At 43.9% G+C, this 17242-nt stretch carries 20 protein-coding genes; all 20 read right to left on the bottom strand.

Going from position 1 to position 17242, the window contains the following annotated elements:
• Positions 1-2 precede the first annotated feature (2 nt).
• On the bottom strand, positions 3-455 hold the full coding sequence (locus tag FD977_RS02340; protein WP_215305993.1) for a hypothetical protein: 453 nt from the start codon (positions 453-455) through the stop codon (positions 3-5).
• Positions 455-1624 carry a flagellar basal body P-ring protein FlgI gene (locus FD977_RS02335; protein WP_251369518.1) on the bottom strand — a complete coding sequence of 390 codons (1170 nt, stop codon included), beginning with the start codon at positions 1622-1624 and terminating at the stop codon, positions 455-457. Before FD977_RS02335 ends, FD977_RS02340 begins: the two co-directional genes overlap by 1 nt.
• A complete protein-coding gene (locus FD977_RS02330; protein WP_215305991.1) occupies positions 1585-2307 on the bottom strand; it encodes a flagellar basal body L-ring protein FlgH in 723 nt (240 codons plus the stop codon). Before FD977_RS02330 ends, FD977_RS02335 begins: the two co-directional genes overlap by 40 nt.
• On the bottom strand, positions 2307-3092 hold the full coding sequence (gene flgG, locus FD977_RS02325; RefSeq protein ID WP_215305989.1) for a flagellar basal-body rod protein FlgG: 786 nt from the start codon (positions 3090-3092) through the stop codon (positions 2307-2309). The genes FD977_RS02330 and flgG overlap by 1 nt, the downstream gene beginning before the upstream one ends.
• 18 nt (positions 3093-3110) lie before the next feature.
• On the bottom strand, positions 3111-3872 hold the full coding sequence (locus FD977_RS02320; protein WP_251369517.1) for a flagellar basal body rod protein FlgF: 762 nt from the start codon (positions 3870-3872) through the stop codon (positions 3111-3113).
• A gap of 17 nt (positions 3873-3889) precedes the next feature.
• Positions 3890-5752 (bottom strand): flagellar hook-basal body complex protein, encoded by a 1863-nt coding sequence (locus tag FD977_RS02315; protein WP_215305988.1) that lies wholly within the window; start codon positions 5750-5752, stop codon positions 3890-3892.
• 32 nt (positions 5753-5784) lie between these two features.
• Positions 5785-6477, bottom strand: coding sequence for a flagellar hook assembly protein FlgD (locus tag FD977_RS02310; RefSeq protein WP_215305987.1), 693 nt, complete (start codon positions 6475-6477; stop codon positions 5785-5787).
• Between the two features lie 40 nt (positions 6478-6517).
• Positions 6518-6925, bottom strand: coding sequence for a flagellar basal body rod protein FlgC (gene flgC / locus FD977_RS02305; protein ID WP_215307011.1), 408 nt, complete (start codon positions 6923-6925; stop codon positions 6518-6520).
• Positions 6919-7335 carry a flagellar basal body rod protein FlgB gene (gene flgB, locus FD977_RS02300; protein WP_215305985.1) on the bottom strand — a complete coding sequence of 139 codons (417 nt, stop codon included), beginning with the start codon at positions 7333-7335 and terminating at the stop codon, positions 6919-6921. Before flgB ends, flgC begins: the two co-directional genes overlap by 7 nt.
• A 303-nt stretch (positions 7336-7638) precedes the next feature.
• The gene (locus FD977_RS02295) at positions 7639-9477 is read right to left on the bottom strand and encodes a tetratricopeptide repeat protein (RefSeq protein ID WP_215305984.1); all 1839 of its coding nucleotides are present in this window, start codon (positions 9475-9477) and stop codon (positions 7639-7641) included.
• A 42-nt stretch (positions 9478-9519) separates the two neighbouring features.
• A complete protein-coding gene (locus tag FD977_RS02290) occupies positions 9520-10584 on the bottom strand; it encodes a carbonic anhydrase (protein WP_215305982.1) in 1065 nt (354 codons plus the stop codon).
• A gap of 170 nt (positions 10585-10754) precedes the next feature.
• Entirely contained in the window at positions 10755-11534 is a 780-nt protein-coding gene (locus FD977_RS02285; RefSeq protein WP_215305980.1) for a hypothetical protein, read from the bottom strand.
• Positions 11524-12306, bottom strand: coding sequence for a flagellar biosynthetic protein FliR (locus tag FD977_RS02280; protein WP_215305978.1), 783 nt, complete (start codon positions 12304-12306; stop codon positions 11524-11526). Before FD977_RS02280 ends, FD977_RS02285 begins: the two co-directional genes overlap by 11 nt.
• 3 nt (positions 12307-12309) lie before the next feature.
• Positions 12310-12579: a flagellar biosynthetic protein FliQ gene (locus FD977_RS02275; protein ID WP_215305976.1), complete on the bottom strand. Its 270-nt coding sequence runs from the start codon at positions 12577-12579 to the stop codon at positions 12310-12312.
• A 5-nt stretch (positions 12580-12584) separates the two neighbouring features.
• Positions 12585-13331, bottom strand: coding sequence for a flagellar type III secretion system pore protein FliP (gene fliP, locus FD977_RS02270; protein WP_251369516.1), 747 nt, complete (start codon positions 13329-13331; stop codon positions 12585-12587).
• Complete coding sequence (gene fliO, locus FD977_RS02265) at positions 13328-13666, bottom strand: flagellar biosynthetic protein FliO (RefSeq protein WP_215305974.1); 339 nt, start codon at positions 13664-13666, stop codon at positions 13328-13330. The genes fliP and fliO overlap by 4 nt, the downstream gene beginning before the upstream one ends.
• A 6-nt stretch (positions 13667-13672) precedes the next feature.
• Positions 13673-14050: a flagellar motor switch protein FliN gene (fliN, locus tag FD977_RS02260; RefSeq protein ID WP_215305973.1), complete on the bottom strand. Its 378-nt coding sequence runs from the start codon at positions 14048-14050 to the stop codon at positions 13673-13675.
• A gap of 12 nt (positions 14051-14062) precedes the next feature.
• A complete protein-coding gene (fliM, locus tag FD977_RS02255) occupies positions 14063-15202 on the bottom strand; it encodes a flagellar motor switch protein FliM (RefSeq protein WP_215305971.1) in 1140 nt (379 codons plus the stop codon).
• Between the two features lie 31 nt (positions 15203-15233).
• Positions 15234-15971 carry a flagellar basal body-associated protein FliL gene (gene fliL, locus FD977_RS02250; RefSeq protein WP_215305969.1) on the bottom strand — a complete coding sequence of 246 codons (738 nt, stop codon included), beginning with the start codon at positions 15969-15971 and terminating at the stop codon, positions 15234-15236.
• 26 nt (positions 15972-15997) lie between these two features.
• On the bottom strand, positions 15998-17242 hold a 1245-nt coding region (locus tag FD977_RS02245), incomplete at its 5' end, for a flagellar hook-length control protein FliK (protein ID WP_215305967.1).

Below are 17242 nucleotides of genomic sequence, written 5' to 3'. Positions count from 1 at the left end.
ATTTACCTTAGTGTAGGAGTACTCTCAAAACCATTTGGTCTTTGCAAAGCTTGTGAATTTTCTGCAGAAGCAGGTGCTGAACGAGGAGTATTTAATGGTTTTACGGCTACTTCTTGAATTCCACTTAGTTTTGCTCGATTGGACTGGGCAATCAGCTGTTCAGCCATTTGCTTCCCAAACCCAACGCCTTGCCCCTGAGAGAGAAGGTCAGCTACATGGTCGTCCATAATCTCTAGATAAGACTTGGAAGTGCTACCTTGTTCATCCATGCCGTTTAAATTCGTATTGCGTGCCGAGCTGAGCATCTGCCTCAATAGTGTGCGCTCAAATCCCTGTGCAGCCTGCTTTAATTTGGCTTCATTAGTTGATGCAGAAGATGAAGTCTTAATGGTCACACCCTGAAGCATTCTGGCGCTACTGGGATCAATTGAAGGTGTTAGTTGATTAACATCCATCAAATCACCTCTAATTCTGCGCGCAATGCTCCAGCAGCTCTCAGAGATTGCAAAATAGAAATGAGGTCTTGTGGTGTGGCACCCATCATATTGAGAGCCTTAACTACTTGATCCAAAGAGGCTCCGCCGGGAACAGCAATGAGGCTATTTTCCTTACCGCTATCACTAATGGTTGCAGTATCTTCTGTGGCGGTAGTGGTCTGTCCACGACTAAACGGTAATGGCTGACTCACAGTTGGCGACTGTTGAATTTTAATCGTTAAATTACCGTGCGCTACAGCAGAAGGGGAAAGCCTCACTGCTTGATTCATTACCACGGAGCCTGTACGAGAATTCAATATTACTCTTGCTGGTTGACTACCCATTGGTACGTCCAGATCTTGCAATGCTGCCATAAATGCAGTTCTTTTTAATGGCTCTGTTGGTACGCGCACATTCAGTGACCTAGCATCAATAGGTAACGCTGTGCCAACACCAAAACGACGACCAATGGTCTCTGCCGTTCTTTGCATTAAAGAAAAATCAGCCTGACGTAAATCCAATTGTACGAACTCGTCTACCAGCAATGCTGGGACTGCTCTTTCGACAATACCGCCAGAAGGAATTCTGCCTGCAGATAAATGGTTAACAGAAGTTGCGGCGCCGCCCGTTGCAGCTCGTGAACCTCCAATAACAACGTTTCCTTGAGCTTGCGCATACACTTGACCATCAGCAGCTTTAAGCGGCGTCATTACTAAAGTACCACCCTTTAGGCTGGTGGAATTTCCTAAAGAAGAAACTGTCACGTCTATCTGCTGACCAGGTCTAGAGAGCGCTGGGAATTCTGCAGTCACCATCACTGCCGCTGTATTACGTAGCTGAGTTTGATTACCGGTGGATGGCAAAGTAACGCCTAATACCCCAATCATTTGCAACACACTTTGTAAGGTAAATGGTGTCTGGGTTGTTTGGTCACCCGTACCATCTAAACCAACCACTAAGCCGTAACCCACAAGCTGGTTTGATCTTTGCCCTGCGGTATCTGCAATATCCTTAATACGATCAGCAAAGCAGATGCCACTAAAACAGCTTAGGCTTACTAAAACCAGTAAGCCTTTGGTGCACCAGGAGAAGAAGTGATTGTTCTTCATCAGAATGGCGCCAGCTTTAGCATCAAACGTGTAAACCATCCAGTTCCCTGAGTATCATCTGTCGCTCCGCGACCACGGTACTCAATACGAGCGTCTGCAACTTGTTGTGATGAGACCTGATTAAAGACCAAGGTGTTCGGATTAACAATACCGCCAAAGCGAATAATTTCTTCTTCATTACTAACGGCAACTTGCTTTTCACCGGCAACCACTAAATTACCGTTGGACAGAATCTCCACAACGGTGACTGTAATTGTTCCAGCAAAGGTATTGCTTGCAGCACTCGAGCCTGAACCCTCACTCTTAATATCTCCAGTCCCTGAAAAATTGGCTGCGTTAGCAAGACTAAACATTGCCCCATTAAATGTTGGGCTATTGTTACCAAAAGTTGAAGTACCGTTTGCTTTGCGAGCTGCCGCCATGCCAGAGTTTTTCGCTGCACTCGTTGTTTCATTCAGCAGTACAGTAAGAGTGTCGCCAACGTTTCTAGCGCGGCGATCCTCAAACAGTGGTCTATGACTCACCGCATTTATATAAGGCCCGCCTGAATTAGCTGGATACAAACTACCCATATTCGCAGAGGTTTCCTGAATAGGGCGTGGTCTTGCAGTCGTTGGGGTAGACAATAAAGAAGGTCGATCGGCACTAGCGCAAGCGGCCAACAAAATGACGCTTACTGCGCTTACCAAGCCATAACGAAAAAGTCTACCCAGTTGAATCATTATTGCCCCAAATTGCTGACGCGTTGCAAAATTTGATCAGAAGCAGTTACTGCTCTGGTATTAATTTCATAGGCGCGCTGTGCTGCGATTAAATTAACTAGCTCTTCAGCAACGTTCACGTTGGATTGCTCGATGTAGTACTGATTCATCGTACCCATACCATTGAGACCAGGCAGACCGTTTGTTGCATTGCCAGAGGCTGGCGAAGCAATATAGTTTCCACCACCAAGAGCAACTAATCCTGCTGGGTTAATAAAGTTGGCCATCGACAATTGACCCACTTGCGTTACATTTCCAGCCTGGTCAGTAGCTTGGACTTGACCAGTCAAGCTAATCGTAAGAGAGGTTGCGCTAATAGGAACTGTCAATCCCGGAGAAACGACATTCCCTGATGAGGTCACAATTTGTCCAGTAGCGCTTTTACTAAATTGACCATTACGGGTATAAGCAGTAGTTCCATCAGCTAATGCAATTTGAAAGAAGCCATTTCCGTTAATCGCAATATCTAGTTGATTACCTGTTTGATACAAGGTACCTTGTAGATTATTTCTTTCGGTTGAAGTAATTGCCGATCCTGATCCCACTTGAAGACCAGTAGGTAAAAGATTTTGTGCATTAGCTGCAGAACCAGAAGCGCGGATAGTGGTGTAGAGCAAATCCTGAAATAAAGGCTGGACTCGCTTAAATGCTGTAGTGGACGCGTTAGCTAGATTATTAGATATCGTATCTAAATTCATCTGCTGGGCGTCCATGCCCGTTTTAGCAATCCATAGTGAGCGTAACATTTTTTATCTTTCTTTTAATTAGCTACGTGATAGGGATAATAGCGTTGTCGCTGATCTAGAATTTTGATCAGCTAATGTGATAGATCGTGTATTTAAATCGAATAGTCGATTTTGAGTAATCATCTGCACCATTGCCATCGTAGGGTTCACATTACTTAACTCATAAGCACCCTGAACTACCTTAACGCGTTGATCAGCAGCTGCCTGCTCACCTGGTAGATCAAATAAGCCATCATCACCACGCACTAAATTATTCGTATTGGGGTTGACTAGCTTTAATCTCCCAACTTGGTTGAGGTACTGTGTTCCTGGAATTTGCGTATAAACTGAGCCGTCTTCTGCAATATTCATAGTTGACCCAGTTGGGATGGTGATACTACCGCCCTCACCTACTACCGGTATTTCCTTACCAACGCTTAATATTCCTTGGTCATTGACCATGAATTTACCAGCGCGCGTATAAGCCTCTTTTCCATCTGGTCGGCGTACTGCAAAAAACCCATCGCCCTTAATTGCAACATCTAAAGGATTGGATGTGGTTTGTATTTGTCCGCCGGTAAAGTTACTGCCTGGTGTAGTTTCAACAGCAAATACTCTAGTATCTGCGCCATTACCGGTAAAGGGCTCACCATCACCCTTTAATGGTACAGCCCGAAACGCGCTGATAACCTCTCTGAAACCTGGCGTCAAACCATTAGCTAGGTTGTTGGAAGTAACAGCCAACTGTTGCGTTGCGGCTGTTGCCCCTGTCATTGAAGTGTAAGCGTATCGGTTAATCATAGATTAGTACTTACTGCTTATCGGCTCATATTGATAGCATCATCAACAATGGTCGCTGCTTGCAGTTTTAATGCCTGAGAAGTAGCGGAATATTGTCTTTGTAAAACCATCAATTGGACCAACTCTGCAGTTAAGTCTACGTTTGAAGCTTCTAAGGATTTTGAACGTACTTGACCTAATAGACCAGTTCCAGGGGCACTTAAAATCGGATCCCCTGATGCAGCAGTGGCTGCAAAAGTATTACTACCATTTGGCATCAAACCATCTAAGTTATTAAATTGCGCCAAAATGAGCTGACCCTTTACTGCCTGTACACCATTGTCATAGGTTGCCGTTAACTTACCAGAACTATCAATTGAATAGGCTGAAAGATTCGATACAGTATGGCCATCCTGAGAATTGGCATAAGTTTGGGTTGGTGCAGTTAACGCTGTGGTGATATCACTTGCAACTGTGAATTGCATAATACCGTTCTGGTTAGTACGGCCATATGCAGCTACTGGAGAAGCGCTTAATGCGTTGAGCTTAAAGCTTGTTGTTGCAAAATTTGCAGGCTTTCCATCAGCGCCTGTTGCTAGAGTATCAATGTTTTGACCACCTAAAAATGCCATAGTGCCGATTGACATTTGCTGAGTATTTAATGAGCCATCGCTCACCTTTCTGAAACTCATATCGCCATCCATACCTGTGTCTGGATTATGACCAACTTTATTGCCGTCAATCGTAGCGTAGACTTCAAATCGATCAGTAGTTGCCTCAAATTTCTCTAGAACTTCTGTTACAGCAGTTACAGCCGTTACACCGACAACCGGAGGATTAGCGTTTGGGTTAGCAGTTACACCAGTTACACCTGTTACAGGTGCTACATACTTAACAGTTTGTTTGATTGGAATATGTGTACCATCTGCCAGTCTTAAATCATAGGTTGAACCCACGTCACCTAGAACACCACCAGTCAAAGTTTTTTGTGCTCCCACAATACTTACTGTTTCGATATTAGCTGGGTTGTTAACAGAGTCAATAAGTACTTTCTTACCAGCAGTCACCTTATATTTGGCATCTTCACCTTTATAGGTGCTAGCAATAAAACTTGACTGCTCATTTTTTGGCCTGTGATCAGTGTCATATTGCAATGGATGAACTGCTTCATCAGTATTAGCTGGGATTGGCTGCGTAGGACTATAGGAATAAGCACCAGTCCCTTGAAGTGTTAATGTTAAGGGTTGTGAAGAAACCCGTTTATAGTACATACTAAAAATATGCCCATTACCATTTTGGTCATAAATTGTTTGCGATGTTGCTTGGCTATAAGTTGTACTGTTAGTTGGATCGAAACGAATATCCATTGGAGGATTTCTTGTATCTAAGTTCAGATCTATTTTTGAATTGATCGTTGGCTGCGATGGAAGCGGCTCTGGACTTAGTACCATTGTGGATTTTGCGCCAGAGATAATGTTGCCGGCGGTATCTGCTGGGTAACCTACCACTAATAAACCACTTTGATTGACCATCCGGTTTTGGCTATCAGTACCAAATTGACCGTTGCGGGTATATTCAAACTTACTTGGACTCTCGGTTGGAACGGTTCCCACTACATTTTTTGCCAGCATAAACATTCCTGGGCCAGTAATAGCTAAATCCAGTGGATTTTGTGTAGTTTGCAGAGTTCCATAGGACTGATCTCTTCTGATAGCCTGTTGCTGAGATCCCATACCAATACGATCTTTCGCCTGTGCATCATTTGCTTTGAAGTACATATCAGCAAAGACAAACTGGGCGGACTTAAATCCGACGGTTTGCGCGTTTGCGATGTCATTACTGACTACGTCAATAGCTTGTGCTGTTGAGTCTAAACCTGCTAATCCGATTCCATATCCCATTTTTTGCTCCTTAGCTTATTTTCTTAATTGATTTAATTGATCCACTGCTGGATTGTTGATGCGTTAATCTGTCTTCCATCTACTAAAGTTAGTAGCGAATCGCCATTTGCGCCTTTACTAACAGCGGCCACTGGTGATGCTACGTAAACTGTTGGTGACTCTGTTGCTCCTGCGGTATTGGTACCGCTAATACTTATGCTGTAGTTTCCTGCAGCCACTTTATTACCGCTCGCATCGACGCCGTCCCATGCAAAATTCTTCATTCCAGCCACTAAAGTACCTAGGCTAGCGGTGTTAACAATATTTCCACTAGCATCCGTAATCGTTGCCATTACTGCAGTCAAAGGATTTGCTGCATTTGCACCGAGGACGACTGAATTTGTGCCATCAAAAGAAATGCTATTACCGGCTACCTCTGGACTATGACCAATGAGTGAAGCTTGGTTCATGAAATTCACACTTTGCATTTGATTGAGCATGGCTGTCATGGAGGTATTCATATTGCTCATACTCGTTACCATATTGAGCTGAGACATTTGCGCTGTCATAGTCGATGCATCCATCGGTGACATTGGATCCTGATTTTTGATCTGCGCTATTAATAGCTTTAAAAAGTTCTGAGTTTGATCTGCCGCAGAAGTTCCACTCGATGAACTCGTGGCAGAACTAGCCGCTACGGTTGGATCGTAGACAGGAATATTGCTCATTGGTCCGGTTGTTGTCATTTTCTCTGCTCTTTATCTATTGATCTGTTTCAAAAAAATTCTAACGACCTAAATCTAAAGTCTTTAACATCAGTTGGCGTGTGACATTCATGGCTTCAACATTCATTTGATACGAACGAGATGCTGAAATCATATTGACCATCTCTTCAACTGGATTGACATTGGGCATTTCTACATAGCCTGCAGCATTGGCTTTTGGATGTCCCGGGCGATATTCCATCCGCAGTGGGGCATCACTTTCAACAATTTTGCTCACAGCCACACCTGCGCCAGGTGAATTGGGACTAGTAATCGCACTAAACTCAACCTGCCGCGCGCGGTATGGACGGCCATCTGGACCAGACATACTTTCTGCGTTGGCAATATTTGAGGCGGTAGTATTCAGACGCATCGCTTGCGCCGTCAATGCCGAAGAGCCAATATTAAAGGTGGCTAATAAACTCATGATGCTTGACCAGTAATAGCAGACATCCGCGAGCGCAATGTACTACTTAATAGACTTAATGCTGACTCAGTAAATACTGAGTTCTTGGTAAATTCGCTAAGCTCAACGTCACCATCGACCGTGTTGCCATCTTTAGATGGCTGATTTGGCACTCGATACAGTAAACGTGGGTCTTCTTTTGTAATTTTTCCTTCAATATGTCCAGCATGGGTTGTCGCCATGGAAACATCCATTGACGGCAGAGTGCCTTCCATCTGAGCCTTCAATACGTCAGCAAAGCGAATATCTCTAGCCTTAAAGCCAGGGGTATCTGAGTTTGCTAAGTTATTACCCAAAATTTGCTGGCGAAAGGTGCGCAACTTTAGCGCGGCTTCGCCAAAACTCAATGGGTCGTATTGCGGCACTACGTTCATTTCTACTCCTCCCTAATTGGGAATGACATACCAGAGGGAAAATTCTCATGTGTAGATATGCAAAGAGCGTGCCAGTTTTAAGGATTGCCAGAAATTTCAGATAAGTGGTATTGATTGAACCCTGCATTAACCCAAAAAGACAAGTTTTAGGTCAAAAATGGAGGGTCATAATCAAAAACGGCAATTTTTGCCGTTTTTGATTAAGGCAGTTGGTAATAGCTGCCCTTTTATTTACTACTAATTGATTTTAGGCCTCTAGCGCCTGCCCAATGAATACTGAGCCAAGAATTTGTGAGCAGCTACTCACTTTAAAGCCAGTAAATCCTCTCGAACTTTCGTAAAGACAGTGAACCAATCGCCAGAAACTGGCTGTCGATATAACTTGACCGTTGGGTACCAAGGGCTATCTTCTCTGTTCAGTAGCCAGCGCCAATCCGGATCATTGGGGAGAAGTATCCAAGTTTTCCTACCCAAGGCGGCAGCCAAATGAGCCACGCTCGTATCTACAGTAACCACACAATCTAAAAGTTCAGTCAAAGCAGCGGTATCGCTAAAGTCGTGCAAATCATCAGCAAAGTTCAAAACTTGGGGATTAGCCTGAAGTGTTCTGCCATCGTCAAAAGTAGCGCCTTTTTGCAAACTAATATATTGGCAATTATCTGGCAGATATAACAACAACTGCTTTAAAGAGATACTGCGATTGTGGTCATTTTTATGACTGCGGTTACCACTCCAAGCAAGCCCTACACGCGGCTTAATTTTAGGTCCCAACTTGGCTTCCCAAAGCGCCACTTTAGCTATATCGCCAAAGAGATAAGGGTTGCGCGTGGGGATTGTATCGACAGTGGTTTTAAATGCAAAAGGCAAGCTCATGAGGGGGCACTGGAAATCAAACTCAGGCAGTTTTTCACCTTTGTAAGTAGCCAATGCAATACCGTCTAAATCTGCCAGTAAGGCGATCAAAGGCTTTTGCACTTCTACAATCACCTTTGCGCCTAAATCAGACACCAACTTTGCATAACGAATAAACTGAATCGTATCTCCAAAGCCTTGCTCTCCATACAATAAGATTGACTTATTTAATAAAGAGGGAGTGCCAAGCCATAAAGGTTGAGGGAAATCCCTCTTGAGTGGAACAAATACATCTCTTTGCCAGCGCCACTCGTAAAATTTCCAGCCGTTAATGTAATCACCACCAAGCAATAACGCTAAACTCTTATTCCAATAGGCTTCTGCAAAATTAGGGTTGATTTCAATGGCTTTGTCATAGCTTGCGATAGCACCTCTTAATTGCTGTAATTCTTTTAAGCCATTGCCCCGATTATTAAATGCCTCAAAACAATCAGGCTTTAAATCAATTGCCCGACTATAGCTTTGGATTGCTTTATCGATTTGCCTTTGCTCTTTTAAGGCATTGCCAAGATTGTTATAGGCTTCGGCATAGTCTGGTTTGATTTGTATAGCCGTGGAGTAACTACCAATCGCCTCATCAAATTTCTTGAGATCTTTTAAAGCGTTGCCAAGATTGTTATAGGCTTCGGCATATTCTGGCTTAATTTGAATAGCCGCAATATAACTTCCAATTGCCTCATCAAATTTCTTGAGATCTTTTAAAGCATTACCACGATTGTTATAGGCTTCTGCAAAATCGGAAGAGAGCGCAATCGCTCGGTCAAAACTGGCTACTGCATCTTCTAGTTTCTTCTGGATATGCAGGGTATTACCACGGTTGTAATACGTATAGGTAGAGTTTGGTGTTAATTGAATTGCACTATCGTAACTAACAATAGCAGCATCATATTTTTGCTTTGCTTTTAAGACATTCCCTAAATTCGAATGATAAGAAGAGTTATTGGGATTGAGCGTGATCGCTCCTTGCATCAAATGTTCTGCAAGGTCAAAATTAGCCGTTTCATAAGCAATCAAACCCAGTAAATGCATTGCATCAACGTGATCAGGTTGAGCTAATAATGTTTGCTCATATAAATCTTGAGCCTCTTTGAGCTTACCGGTACGATGACAAACAATCCCTTGCTCAAACAAATCTTGAGTCTGATCCATTTGCTCAGCAGCCTGAGTGTGACCAGAAACTAAGCTTAAGTTGCCCCCCGCTTTTACAGATTTTTGATTATTAGGGCGCATTGATGGGCTCTTTGTCTATTTAGCTATTAGCGAGTAACTAAATTAACGATCTTTAGTTTCTTTAACCAGACGATCACCTTTAGGCTGCAACGGTCGCGCATTCATAGGGTACATACGGTCAAAATTCTTTACTTGTGCCTCACTTACATAAATAGGATTTTTTAGAACCAGCCACAGCACGTTTTCACTACACGGTGGCGTTGTCAAAGATCCCATATAAGTGAAATAGCTTTTGTCCGCTGGCAACATTTGATTGATGTCAATCATGACCCCAGGATTCTCAGTCTTGCCTTTGACTAGTGGAACCTTATTCCAGAGGGTATTAATTAAAGCGTTCTCTTGCCCTGAATCGTCACCCCACCAATATTTTTTCAGTGCCGCTGGTTTTATGGTACTCATTAAAACGGCAACAACTGCTAAGCTGCCGTCGTAATGTTGATGAACCAAGTGCGCCACCATGTCGGTACGCTCACCATTAATCGCTTCTTCACTAGGCTTGTGAAAGTGGAATTGAATCAATCGATATTGCCTACCATCGACCATCAAATTGCTACCCTCGCCGTAGTTCACCATGATGGTATGTCCATTATCGACAATGGATAAAGGTGAAGCTCTATACATAAATTCGAGAGGGTTCAATTCTGCTTTGACTGCTCGATCAATATTGATATTGATCGGTGATTGGGTCTTACCCTTCAGGCAGGCCAAGTTATCTTTACTTAAATTACCCCAGTCATCTGGACCGCCAGGTCCATCAAAATACGACCAATGAGGTGCATGTGTTTCTTTTTCCGAAGTCTTGGCTGAGGCTTTCACTGCGGGTTTAGGTTTGGCTTCTGTAGAGAGCGGCGCATTGCCTGCAACAGACAGATCACTGCTACGAATCACGATATCGCCAGATCCCTTGCTAATTTTATTAGTCAGAGCCTTGCTCATCTCTTCATCACTGGATGGGCCTGGGGACACTGTCACCTTGGCTTTATCAGCTGGCTTTTCCGCAGGGGCAGCTACCGGAGCGTGGTCAGACCCCATTACTGGCTGACCAAGCAATAACAGGAGGATGGCAGATGTTGCCATAGCGATAGGGTTGAAGATTCTATTCATCATGAGTCCGCTTACGGAAACATTTGCCATTTCGTTTAAGAAAAATGGATAAATATATTTTCAGCGACCCCATTGATGACCTTAATGGTCGGCCTTAAAGGACTTAAATGGCCCTACTTTGGCCATTTAAGTCACAAAAAGGCTATTTGGCCTGCAGTCAATAAAAAAGGGGCTTACTTCTTGGCAGGCTTTTTAGCCGGGGCCTTTGGGGTGGGTTTAGTCTCAATATTACTATTGCTAGAGCTTGGCAAGAGATCTACCTGAGGGGTACGGCTAATATTAAACATCCACTCACACTTCATTAAGCCAGCACTATCTTGTCGGCTATCTAGCGGTGTTGATTGTTTTAATGCCACCTCAAGGGCCGCATCGGTTGGCGGTGGAGTCAAATCATTGCTGGTATACCACTTTAAAAAGCGTTGATACCATCCGAGCCTTGGGAGCTTACCAGGATCAGCATAATAGTTTGAGCTACAAATTTGTAATCTTCTTTCAATTTCGCTAGCAGGCAGATAGTAGCCCTCAATTAGCAAATTAGCCACCTTGCTATTGCAACGAGACCAAGCAGCTAGCTCAATTTTGGCACCTGTTGTATTGGATGCAGGCTTTTCTTCTAATAAAGCATCTACTTCACATTGCATGCGCTGCCCACGAATTTTTAGCTTCTTACAGATATCAGCGCCCCTGTCACTATATGGGTCGCTCTTCTCTGCGGTCACTGGAAAAGGAAATTTTCTATCGCAATCATCCAAAGAATCGAGGGATTGATTTAGCGAATTCTGCTGTATGGCGATCTGCTCTTTTGGAGTAATGACTATTTCGACTGAGCCTGTTTGAAATGTTGATTGATCAGATACATCAATGCTCTGACCCCCAGCAGAAAAGCTAGCAATAATAAATAAAGTACCGCCTGCAAAATGCATCAGGGATTTCATATTGAGCTTATTGTGCATTAGGCAGCTCCACACCTTGTCGAATAAGCTGTAAAGGGTTCTCAAGCGAGCGCTCCAAAATCATTTGCAAGTCAGGAAGAATCATAAAGATAACTATAAACGCGAGGGGTATGCTGACCGCAAAACCAATTGAAAATAAATTCATCTGTGGACTAGTTCTTCCCAAAAATGCTTGCGTTAAATTAAACATCGTGTAAACCAGTAACACTGGCATTGATAGCACTAAGCCCAAACGAAATGAAGCGGAAAATAAATCGACCAATCCTTTGGATGTCCAGGATTGAGGCCACACCCCTAATGGTACCGTTTTAAAGCTGGTCAACACTAAATCAATTAAGACTAAGTGAATATTCAGAGAAAATACCAGCGCCAATACTGTTAAAGCTATAAATTGGGATACTAGGCCAGAATCTAAAGTGGGATCCCGAAAGCTCGAAGAGGCAAAACTAAAGCCCGATAAAAAAGAAAGTACCTCTGCAGCAATGTCAAAAACCATAAATGCTACACGCACCACAAAGCCAATGAAGGCGCCAATCGCCAACTCAATTGCAGAAGCAAAAAAAGTAATTTCACCTGGGTAAGGAATTTTATCGGTCCCCAGTACCGGCATGAGATAAATACCAAATGCCAAAGCAATAAATAAACGAAATTGCATCGGTACAGTTCGCATAGCAAACATCGGGGCAGTGAGAAATAGCCCAAAAACTCTTAGTGAGGCAAACATAAATATTGCCATGTATTGCTCAATTTGTAGACCGGTAATGGTCAACATAAATTAATTCACTAAACCTGGTATGCGGGCAAACAGTTCTTTAATGTAGTCTGTAAATAAAGATAGACTAACCGGCCCGATGATGACAATGACAGCAGCAAACACAATGAGTTTTGGAACGAATGCAACGGTAGATTCATTAACAGAGGTGGCTGCTTGCAAAATGCCAATAATTAAACCAACTACCAGTAATGCCATTAATACAGGTCCCGCTAACACCGCTGCCATCCTCAATGCCTGATATACCAAATCGAGAATGACTCCGCTCTCCATGGTAATTAATTAATGTAACTTTGTACTAATGAGGTCGAGAGCAAGGCCCATCCATCTGCCAAGGTAAACACAATTAATTTGATCGGCAAGGAAAACATCATCGGCGAAACCATCACCATACCGAGTGAAGTCAGGATGCTGGCTACTGCAAAATCTATCACCAAAAATGGTAGAAAAATTACAAAGCCAATTAAAAATCCCGTTTTAATTTCTGAAATCGCAAATGCTGGAATTAAGACAGTAAACGGAACATCTTCACGCGCTTGGATTTCTTTGCCATACATCTTCACGAATAAATTTAAATCATCTTTACGAGTTTGCTTCAACATAAACTCTTTTAAGGGCTTTGCACCAACCTCAACTGCTTGAGGAAATCCCATCTTTCCTGCTGAGTAAGGCTGATATGCAGTTTTATAAATCGAATCAAAGACAGGATTCATAATAAATAAAGTCAGAAATAGCGAGAGCCCAATTAAAACAATATTGGGCGGCATCGTCGTTAAACCCAAAGCCTGACGTAATAAAGAAAATACAATGATGATTCTCGTAAAGCTGGTCATTAGTACTAGAGCGGCTGGCAAAAAACTGAGCGCGGTAATAGCTAACACCGTTTCAACTGGAACGGAATATAGCGTGCCACTACCAGCCTGCTTAGCCGTTACGAGGGGTAGAGTCTGACCCCATGCTATTAATGGGAACAGTCCCAAAAGCCCTATCACTCCGCTCATGAGGAAGGTGATTCTATTTTTCAACCGATATTCCTCTTGACCAACTGTCTTAACTGCTTTGCAAAATCAACATTACTAGGCTGTGGCTTTAAATGGGCCACATCTTCAGGGTCTAGTTCGGTCAATAGATTAATTTGAGTGGGTGTATGGCCAATGACTAAGATACGATTGAGAACGTTCACAATGATCACTCGCTCTCTTGGACCTAAAGCCTGTTGAGCCAAAATCATGACATGGGGATTGCTTGCGCGTACTGCGGAGTCACGCTTAACTAAATAAGCAACAACCCAAATAAGTGCAGCTGCTAGAGCCAGCCAAATGAACGAGAAAAGCAACATGCCTCCAACTGAGGTGCCCATTTAAGATCAGCGATTAATTTTACGCAAACGCTCTGCGGGAGTCACAATATCAGTCAAGCGAATACCGTAGCGATCATTGACAATAACTACTTCTCCTTGAGCTACTAGGCAACCATTTACCACGACTTCTAGAGGCTCTCCAGCCAAGATATCCAACTCAATCACTGATCCATAAGTCAGATTCAATAGATTACGAATTTGCATCTTGGCACGACCAAGTTCGACTGTGACTTGAACTGGTACATCCATCACTAAATCAATATCGTTAAAGTCCCCGCCAGCCTTAGCGCCATCTTCTAGGTTGTTAAATGTCGCCTTGCGAAGGGATCCAGAAACATCAGCGCTCGTCAGTGTTTTTGCTAAATCATTATCGTTTTCAGCCATTTTGATCCTCTTTTATTCTTGTGCTGAGCCTGCTTGATCCATGGATTCATTGGGCTCAAGTGTATTCGCGAATTGGTCCATTGTATCGTTTGAGACATCTCTTTGATTGGGTTCAGGAGCCCTCATTGCGGCAGGCGCTAGAGGATTTTCTGCAAGTTGCTCATATAACTCGCCTTTTTCAGCACTTCGCATCATGCTTGGTCCAAGGCGAGCCTTCTCTAGAGGACTCTTGAGGAATTCTGCAGGGTGCTGAATCGTACTCACCTTAACTGAATAACGCCCTTCTTTGACGCCATATTGCCCCTTGATCACAGGTAATCCGTCCACATAAACAGTAACCGGATCATTAATTTCTATGGGAATGATATCCCCCACTGATAAGGAGGTAATTTCACGCAAGAGCATCTGCTTACGAGCCAATACAGCTACTGCAGTGACTGGGGCTTCATGAACCTGGTCGTTTAATAAGTTCGTCCAATGTTCATCTGGCTCACTTGCAAAGCCTTGCATATTGTTATACAGGATTGCTTTGATTGGCTCCATTACCCAGAATGGAATACAGAGGTCAACGTCACCTGGTCTGCCATTAATCTCAATAGTAAATTTTGAATGCAGCACCATCTCGCTAGGGGAAGTTATTTTGGCAAACCCAAAATTAGTCTCTTGGCGCATGAAGTCAAACTTAATCTCATAGACCGCTTTCCAAGCTTTCTCATAGTCGTTGAGCAGTGCATCGACTAGGCGACGAATAATACGCAACTCCGTCGGCGTATATTCCCGCAATGCAAGCCTTGGTGCCAACCGACCTTCACCGCCAAACATATTATCAATCGCGATATAGACAACTCCGGGATCGACGATCCAGCACCCTACGCCACGCAATGGGCGAATACCTACGATATTGATATTGGTACGCTCAGGAAATTCAGACACAAATTGCCCATAGCTTTTGACACTTGGCATATGCATCTGCACCTCAATCGGTGCGCGGATCATATTAAACAGAGATAAACGTACCGCCCGACAAAAGCGTTCGTGTATAAGCTCCAATGTCGGCATGCGCCGACGAGCAATAATCTTCGATTTGTCGAACATTGACTGCTGGTCTTCAGCGGCAATGTTCATCTCGACATTGATTGCTCCTGTCGCCATATCTTCCTAAGTGGACTGTACAGCCACTATTTTACTGCATTACAAAGGTATTGAATAGTACGGCCTGAACAGGTAAATCCATCTCCGTAACATTCCAAAATTCTGCTGCAGCCCTAGCAGCCTCACCAGTAATCTTCTGACCTGAAGAGGTTTCTTTTGGCACAGCGCCAATTCTCTCTAGATTTTGAATATCAGCTGTTGCTGGTTGTTGCTGGAGTATATAAATAGCAGTTAGTTGGGGCGCAATGATGGAATTAATGACTAGTGCGACCTCACGGGCCATCATTGTTTTGCCTTCTACAGTAGCCAACTCTTGCATTTGGCGAGAGGATAAAACCGTAATAATCTTATCTCTAATGACGGGCATGAAAGTCTTGATTTTATCTTCAGTGGATCCATCGTTTGTCCTGAGGACCATCTTAGTCTGCAAGTAATGCTCACCCCCTCTGCCAGGGAGGTTTACGATCATTTCGTCTAGGGCAATGTAAATCGGAGCAGCATTATCTTTGCGCTCCATTAATTGCTTCTTCAGAATATTTTCAGGCCGTTTATCTTCGGCCTCTTGCTGTCTTTTGAGCTCAGCATTATGTTGCATGTAGAAATAGCCACCAACTGCTCCAGCCAGCACTACTATTAATCCAATGATCAAAAATAGCATCTTTTTGCTTTTAGGCTTTTCTTCTTCAACCTCTACTTGCTCTACGACAGGTGGGGGTGGTATTCCGCCGTTTACATCTAAGGTAGGCTCTACGCGTTCTTCATCAGCCATGCTTATTCCCTTTATTCTTCATGATATTAAGCGAACAGATGCACTGTACCGCTTGCAGTCCTATTATGACCTGAACCTATAAAACCAGTGCTTGTCATGGTTTTAGGAGTTGAATCAACATTCTGCTGCTTAGCATAATAGTCCTGACGGGCATTGGCAAAGGACTGTCCTGAGGTCTGTTGTGACTGATTGCCCTGCCTTAGATCTAGCGAGAGATTTAAACCCATTTGAGCAAACTCTTGCTTCAGATTTTGGCCTCCCTGATCTAAGCGAGATTTTGTAGCGTCGCTGGCACCTTCGACTATCAGATGGGCCTGGCCACTTTGATTGATGCGTAAGTCAATCCGAATCGTGCCTTGCTCAGGCGGCGTTAACTCAAACATGATGCGACCGCCACCCGACTTAGCAGCACTCATAATCTCGCTATGTAAGGGACCACTCACTAGGGAGGTCTCTGTTTGCTTGATTTGAAACTTTTGTATAGCTTCTGGTGTTTGATTGTCTAAACGTGCCAGACCGCTATTTGGAGTGCTTAGAGTATTGGCATCCTGGGCACTTAAATCAGCCACTTTTTCTTGTTCGCTGATCTGATAATCGGACTCCGGTGCTGGACGGATGAAATTATCACCGCCGATCTTTTCTTTAGATGCCTGACCTGCAAACAAGGGGGTGAGCGTGTTCTCAGAATTTTTAGAATTTTGAATGCTTAAAGCTGAAACATTTTTACTATCAGCTCGAATGCCGCTGTCTGCAAGAGTCTTCGTGGTGAGCTTTTCAACTACAGGTTGAGTTGGAGTAACAGCCGCATTAACAAGATTAAGCTCTGCTGTTGGTTCTTTTGGCGTTTCCTGAGCCGCGTTCACGGGTTTAGCTTGTTGCTGTAACTCCCGAATCGCACTTGCGATCTCTGGGGTGAGCGTAATGATCGGTGTTTGGTTGGAGGCTGCTTGGGCTGCTTGAGCTGCTGGGTTTACCAGGCTAGCCAATTGGGGTGCTAACGGTAGATTGCTTTGCTGCGCCAGATCACGAATCGCATTGACCTGGTCTTGGGTCAGTGTGATGGTAGGTGCTTGCTGAGGGGCTGCCTGAGCTGCCTGAGCTGCTTGGTTCACTAAGCCCTTTAACTGCTCTAAGGCACTGGCTTGAGCCGCGTTCACGGGTTTAGCTTGTTGCTGTAACTCCCGAATCGCACTTGCGATCTCTGGGGTGAGCGTAATGATCGGTGTTTGGTTGGAGGCTGCTTGGGCTGCTTGAGCTGCTGGGTTTACCAG

This window comes from Polynucleobacter sp. AP-Elch-400A-B2 (genome assembly GCF_018688355.1).
Classification (GTDB): Bacteria; Pseudomonadota; Gammaproteobacteria; order Burkholderiales; family Burkholderiaceae; genus Polynucleobacter.
The sequence above is the reverse complement of the archived record's forward strand: the minus strand, read 5'-3'. Positions and strand labels throughout refer to the sequence as shown.

Coding starts and splice junctions, on each gene's coding strand:
- FD977_RS02275 (WP_215305976.1), bottom strand. CDS start 12,579: ATGGAGAGCGGAGTCATTCTCGATTTGGTATATCAGGCATTGAGGATG.
- fliO (WP_215305974.1), bottom strand. CDS start 13,666: ATGGGCACCTCAGTTGGAGGCATGTTGCTTTTCTCGTTCATTTGGCTG.
- FD977_RS02320 (WP_251369517.1), bottom strand. CDS start 3,872: ATGATTAACCGATACGCTTACACTTCAATGACAGGGGCAACAGCCGCA.
- FD977_RS02295 (WP_215305984.1), bottom strand. CDS start 9,477: ATGCGCCCTAATAATCAAAAATCTGTAAAAGCGGGGGGCAACTTAAGC.
- fliN (WP_215305973.1), bottom strand. CDS start 14,050: ATGGCTGAAAACGATAATGATTTAGCAAAAACACTGACGAGCGCTGAT.
- fliL (WP_215305969.1), bottom strand. CDS start 15,971: ATGGCTGATGAAGAACGCGTAGAGCCTACCTTAGATGTAAACGGCGGA.
- FD977_RS02330 (WP_215305991.1), bottom strand. CDS start 2,307: ATGATTCAACTGGGTAGACTTTTTCGTTATGGCTTGGTAAGCGCAGTA.
- FD977_RS02335 (WP_251369518.1), bottom strand. CDS start 1,624: ATGGTTTACACGTTTGATGCTAAAGCTGGCGCCATTCTGATGAAGAAC.
- FD977_RS02315 (WP_215305988.1), bottom strand. CDS start 5,752: ATGGGATATGGAATCGGATTAGCAGGTTTAGACTCAACAGCACAAGCT.
- FD977_RS02340 (WP_215305993.1), bottom strand. CDS start 455: ATGGATGTTAATCAACTAACACCTTCAATTGATCCCAGTAGCGCCAGA.
- FD977_RS02290 (WP_215305982.1), bottom strand. CDS start 10,584: ATGATGAATAGAATCTTCAACCCTATCGCTATGGCAACATCTGCCATC.
- FD977_RS02310 (WP_215305987.1), bottom strand. CDS start 6,477: ATGACAACAACCGGACCAATGAGCAATATTCCTGTCTACGATCCAACC.
- flgB (WP_215305985.1), bottom strand. CDS start 7,335: ATGAACGTAGTGCCGCAATACGACCCATTGAGTTTTGGCGAAGCCGCG.
- fliM (WP_215305971.1), bottom strand. CDS start 15,202: ATGGCGACAGGAGCAATCAATGTCGAGATGAACATTGCCGCTGAAGAC.
- FD977_RS02280 (WP_215305978.1), bottom strand. CDS start 12,306: ATGTTGACCATTACCGGTCTACAAATTGAGCAATACATGGCAATATTT.
- FD977_RS02285 (WP_215305980.1), bottom strand. CDS start 11,534: ATGCACAATAAGCTCAATATGAAATCCCTGATGCATTTTGCAGGCGGT.
- flgG (WP_215305989.1), bottom strand. CDS start 3,092: ATGTTACGCTCACTATGGATTGCTAAAACGGGCATGGACGCCCAGCAG.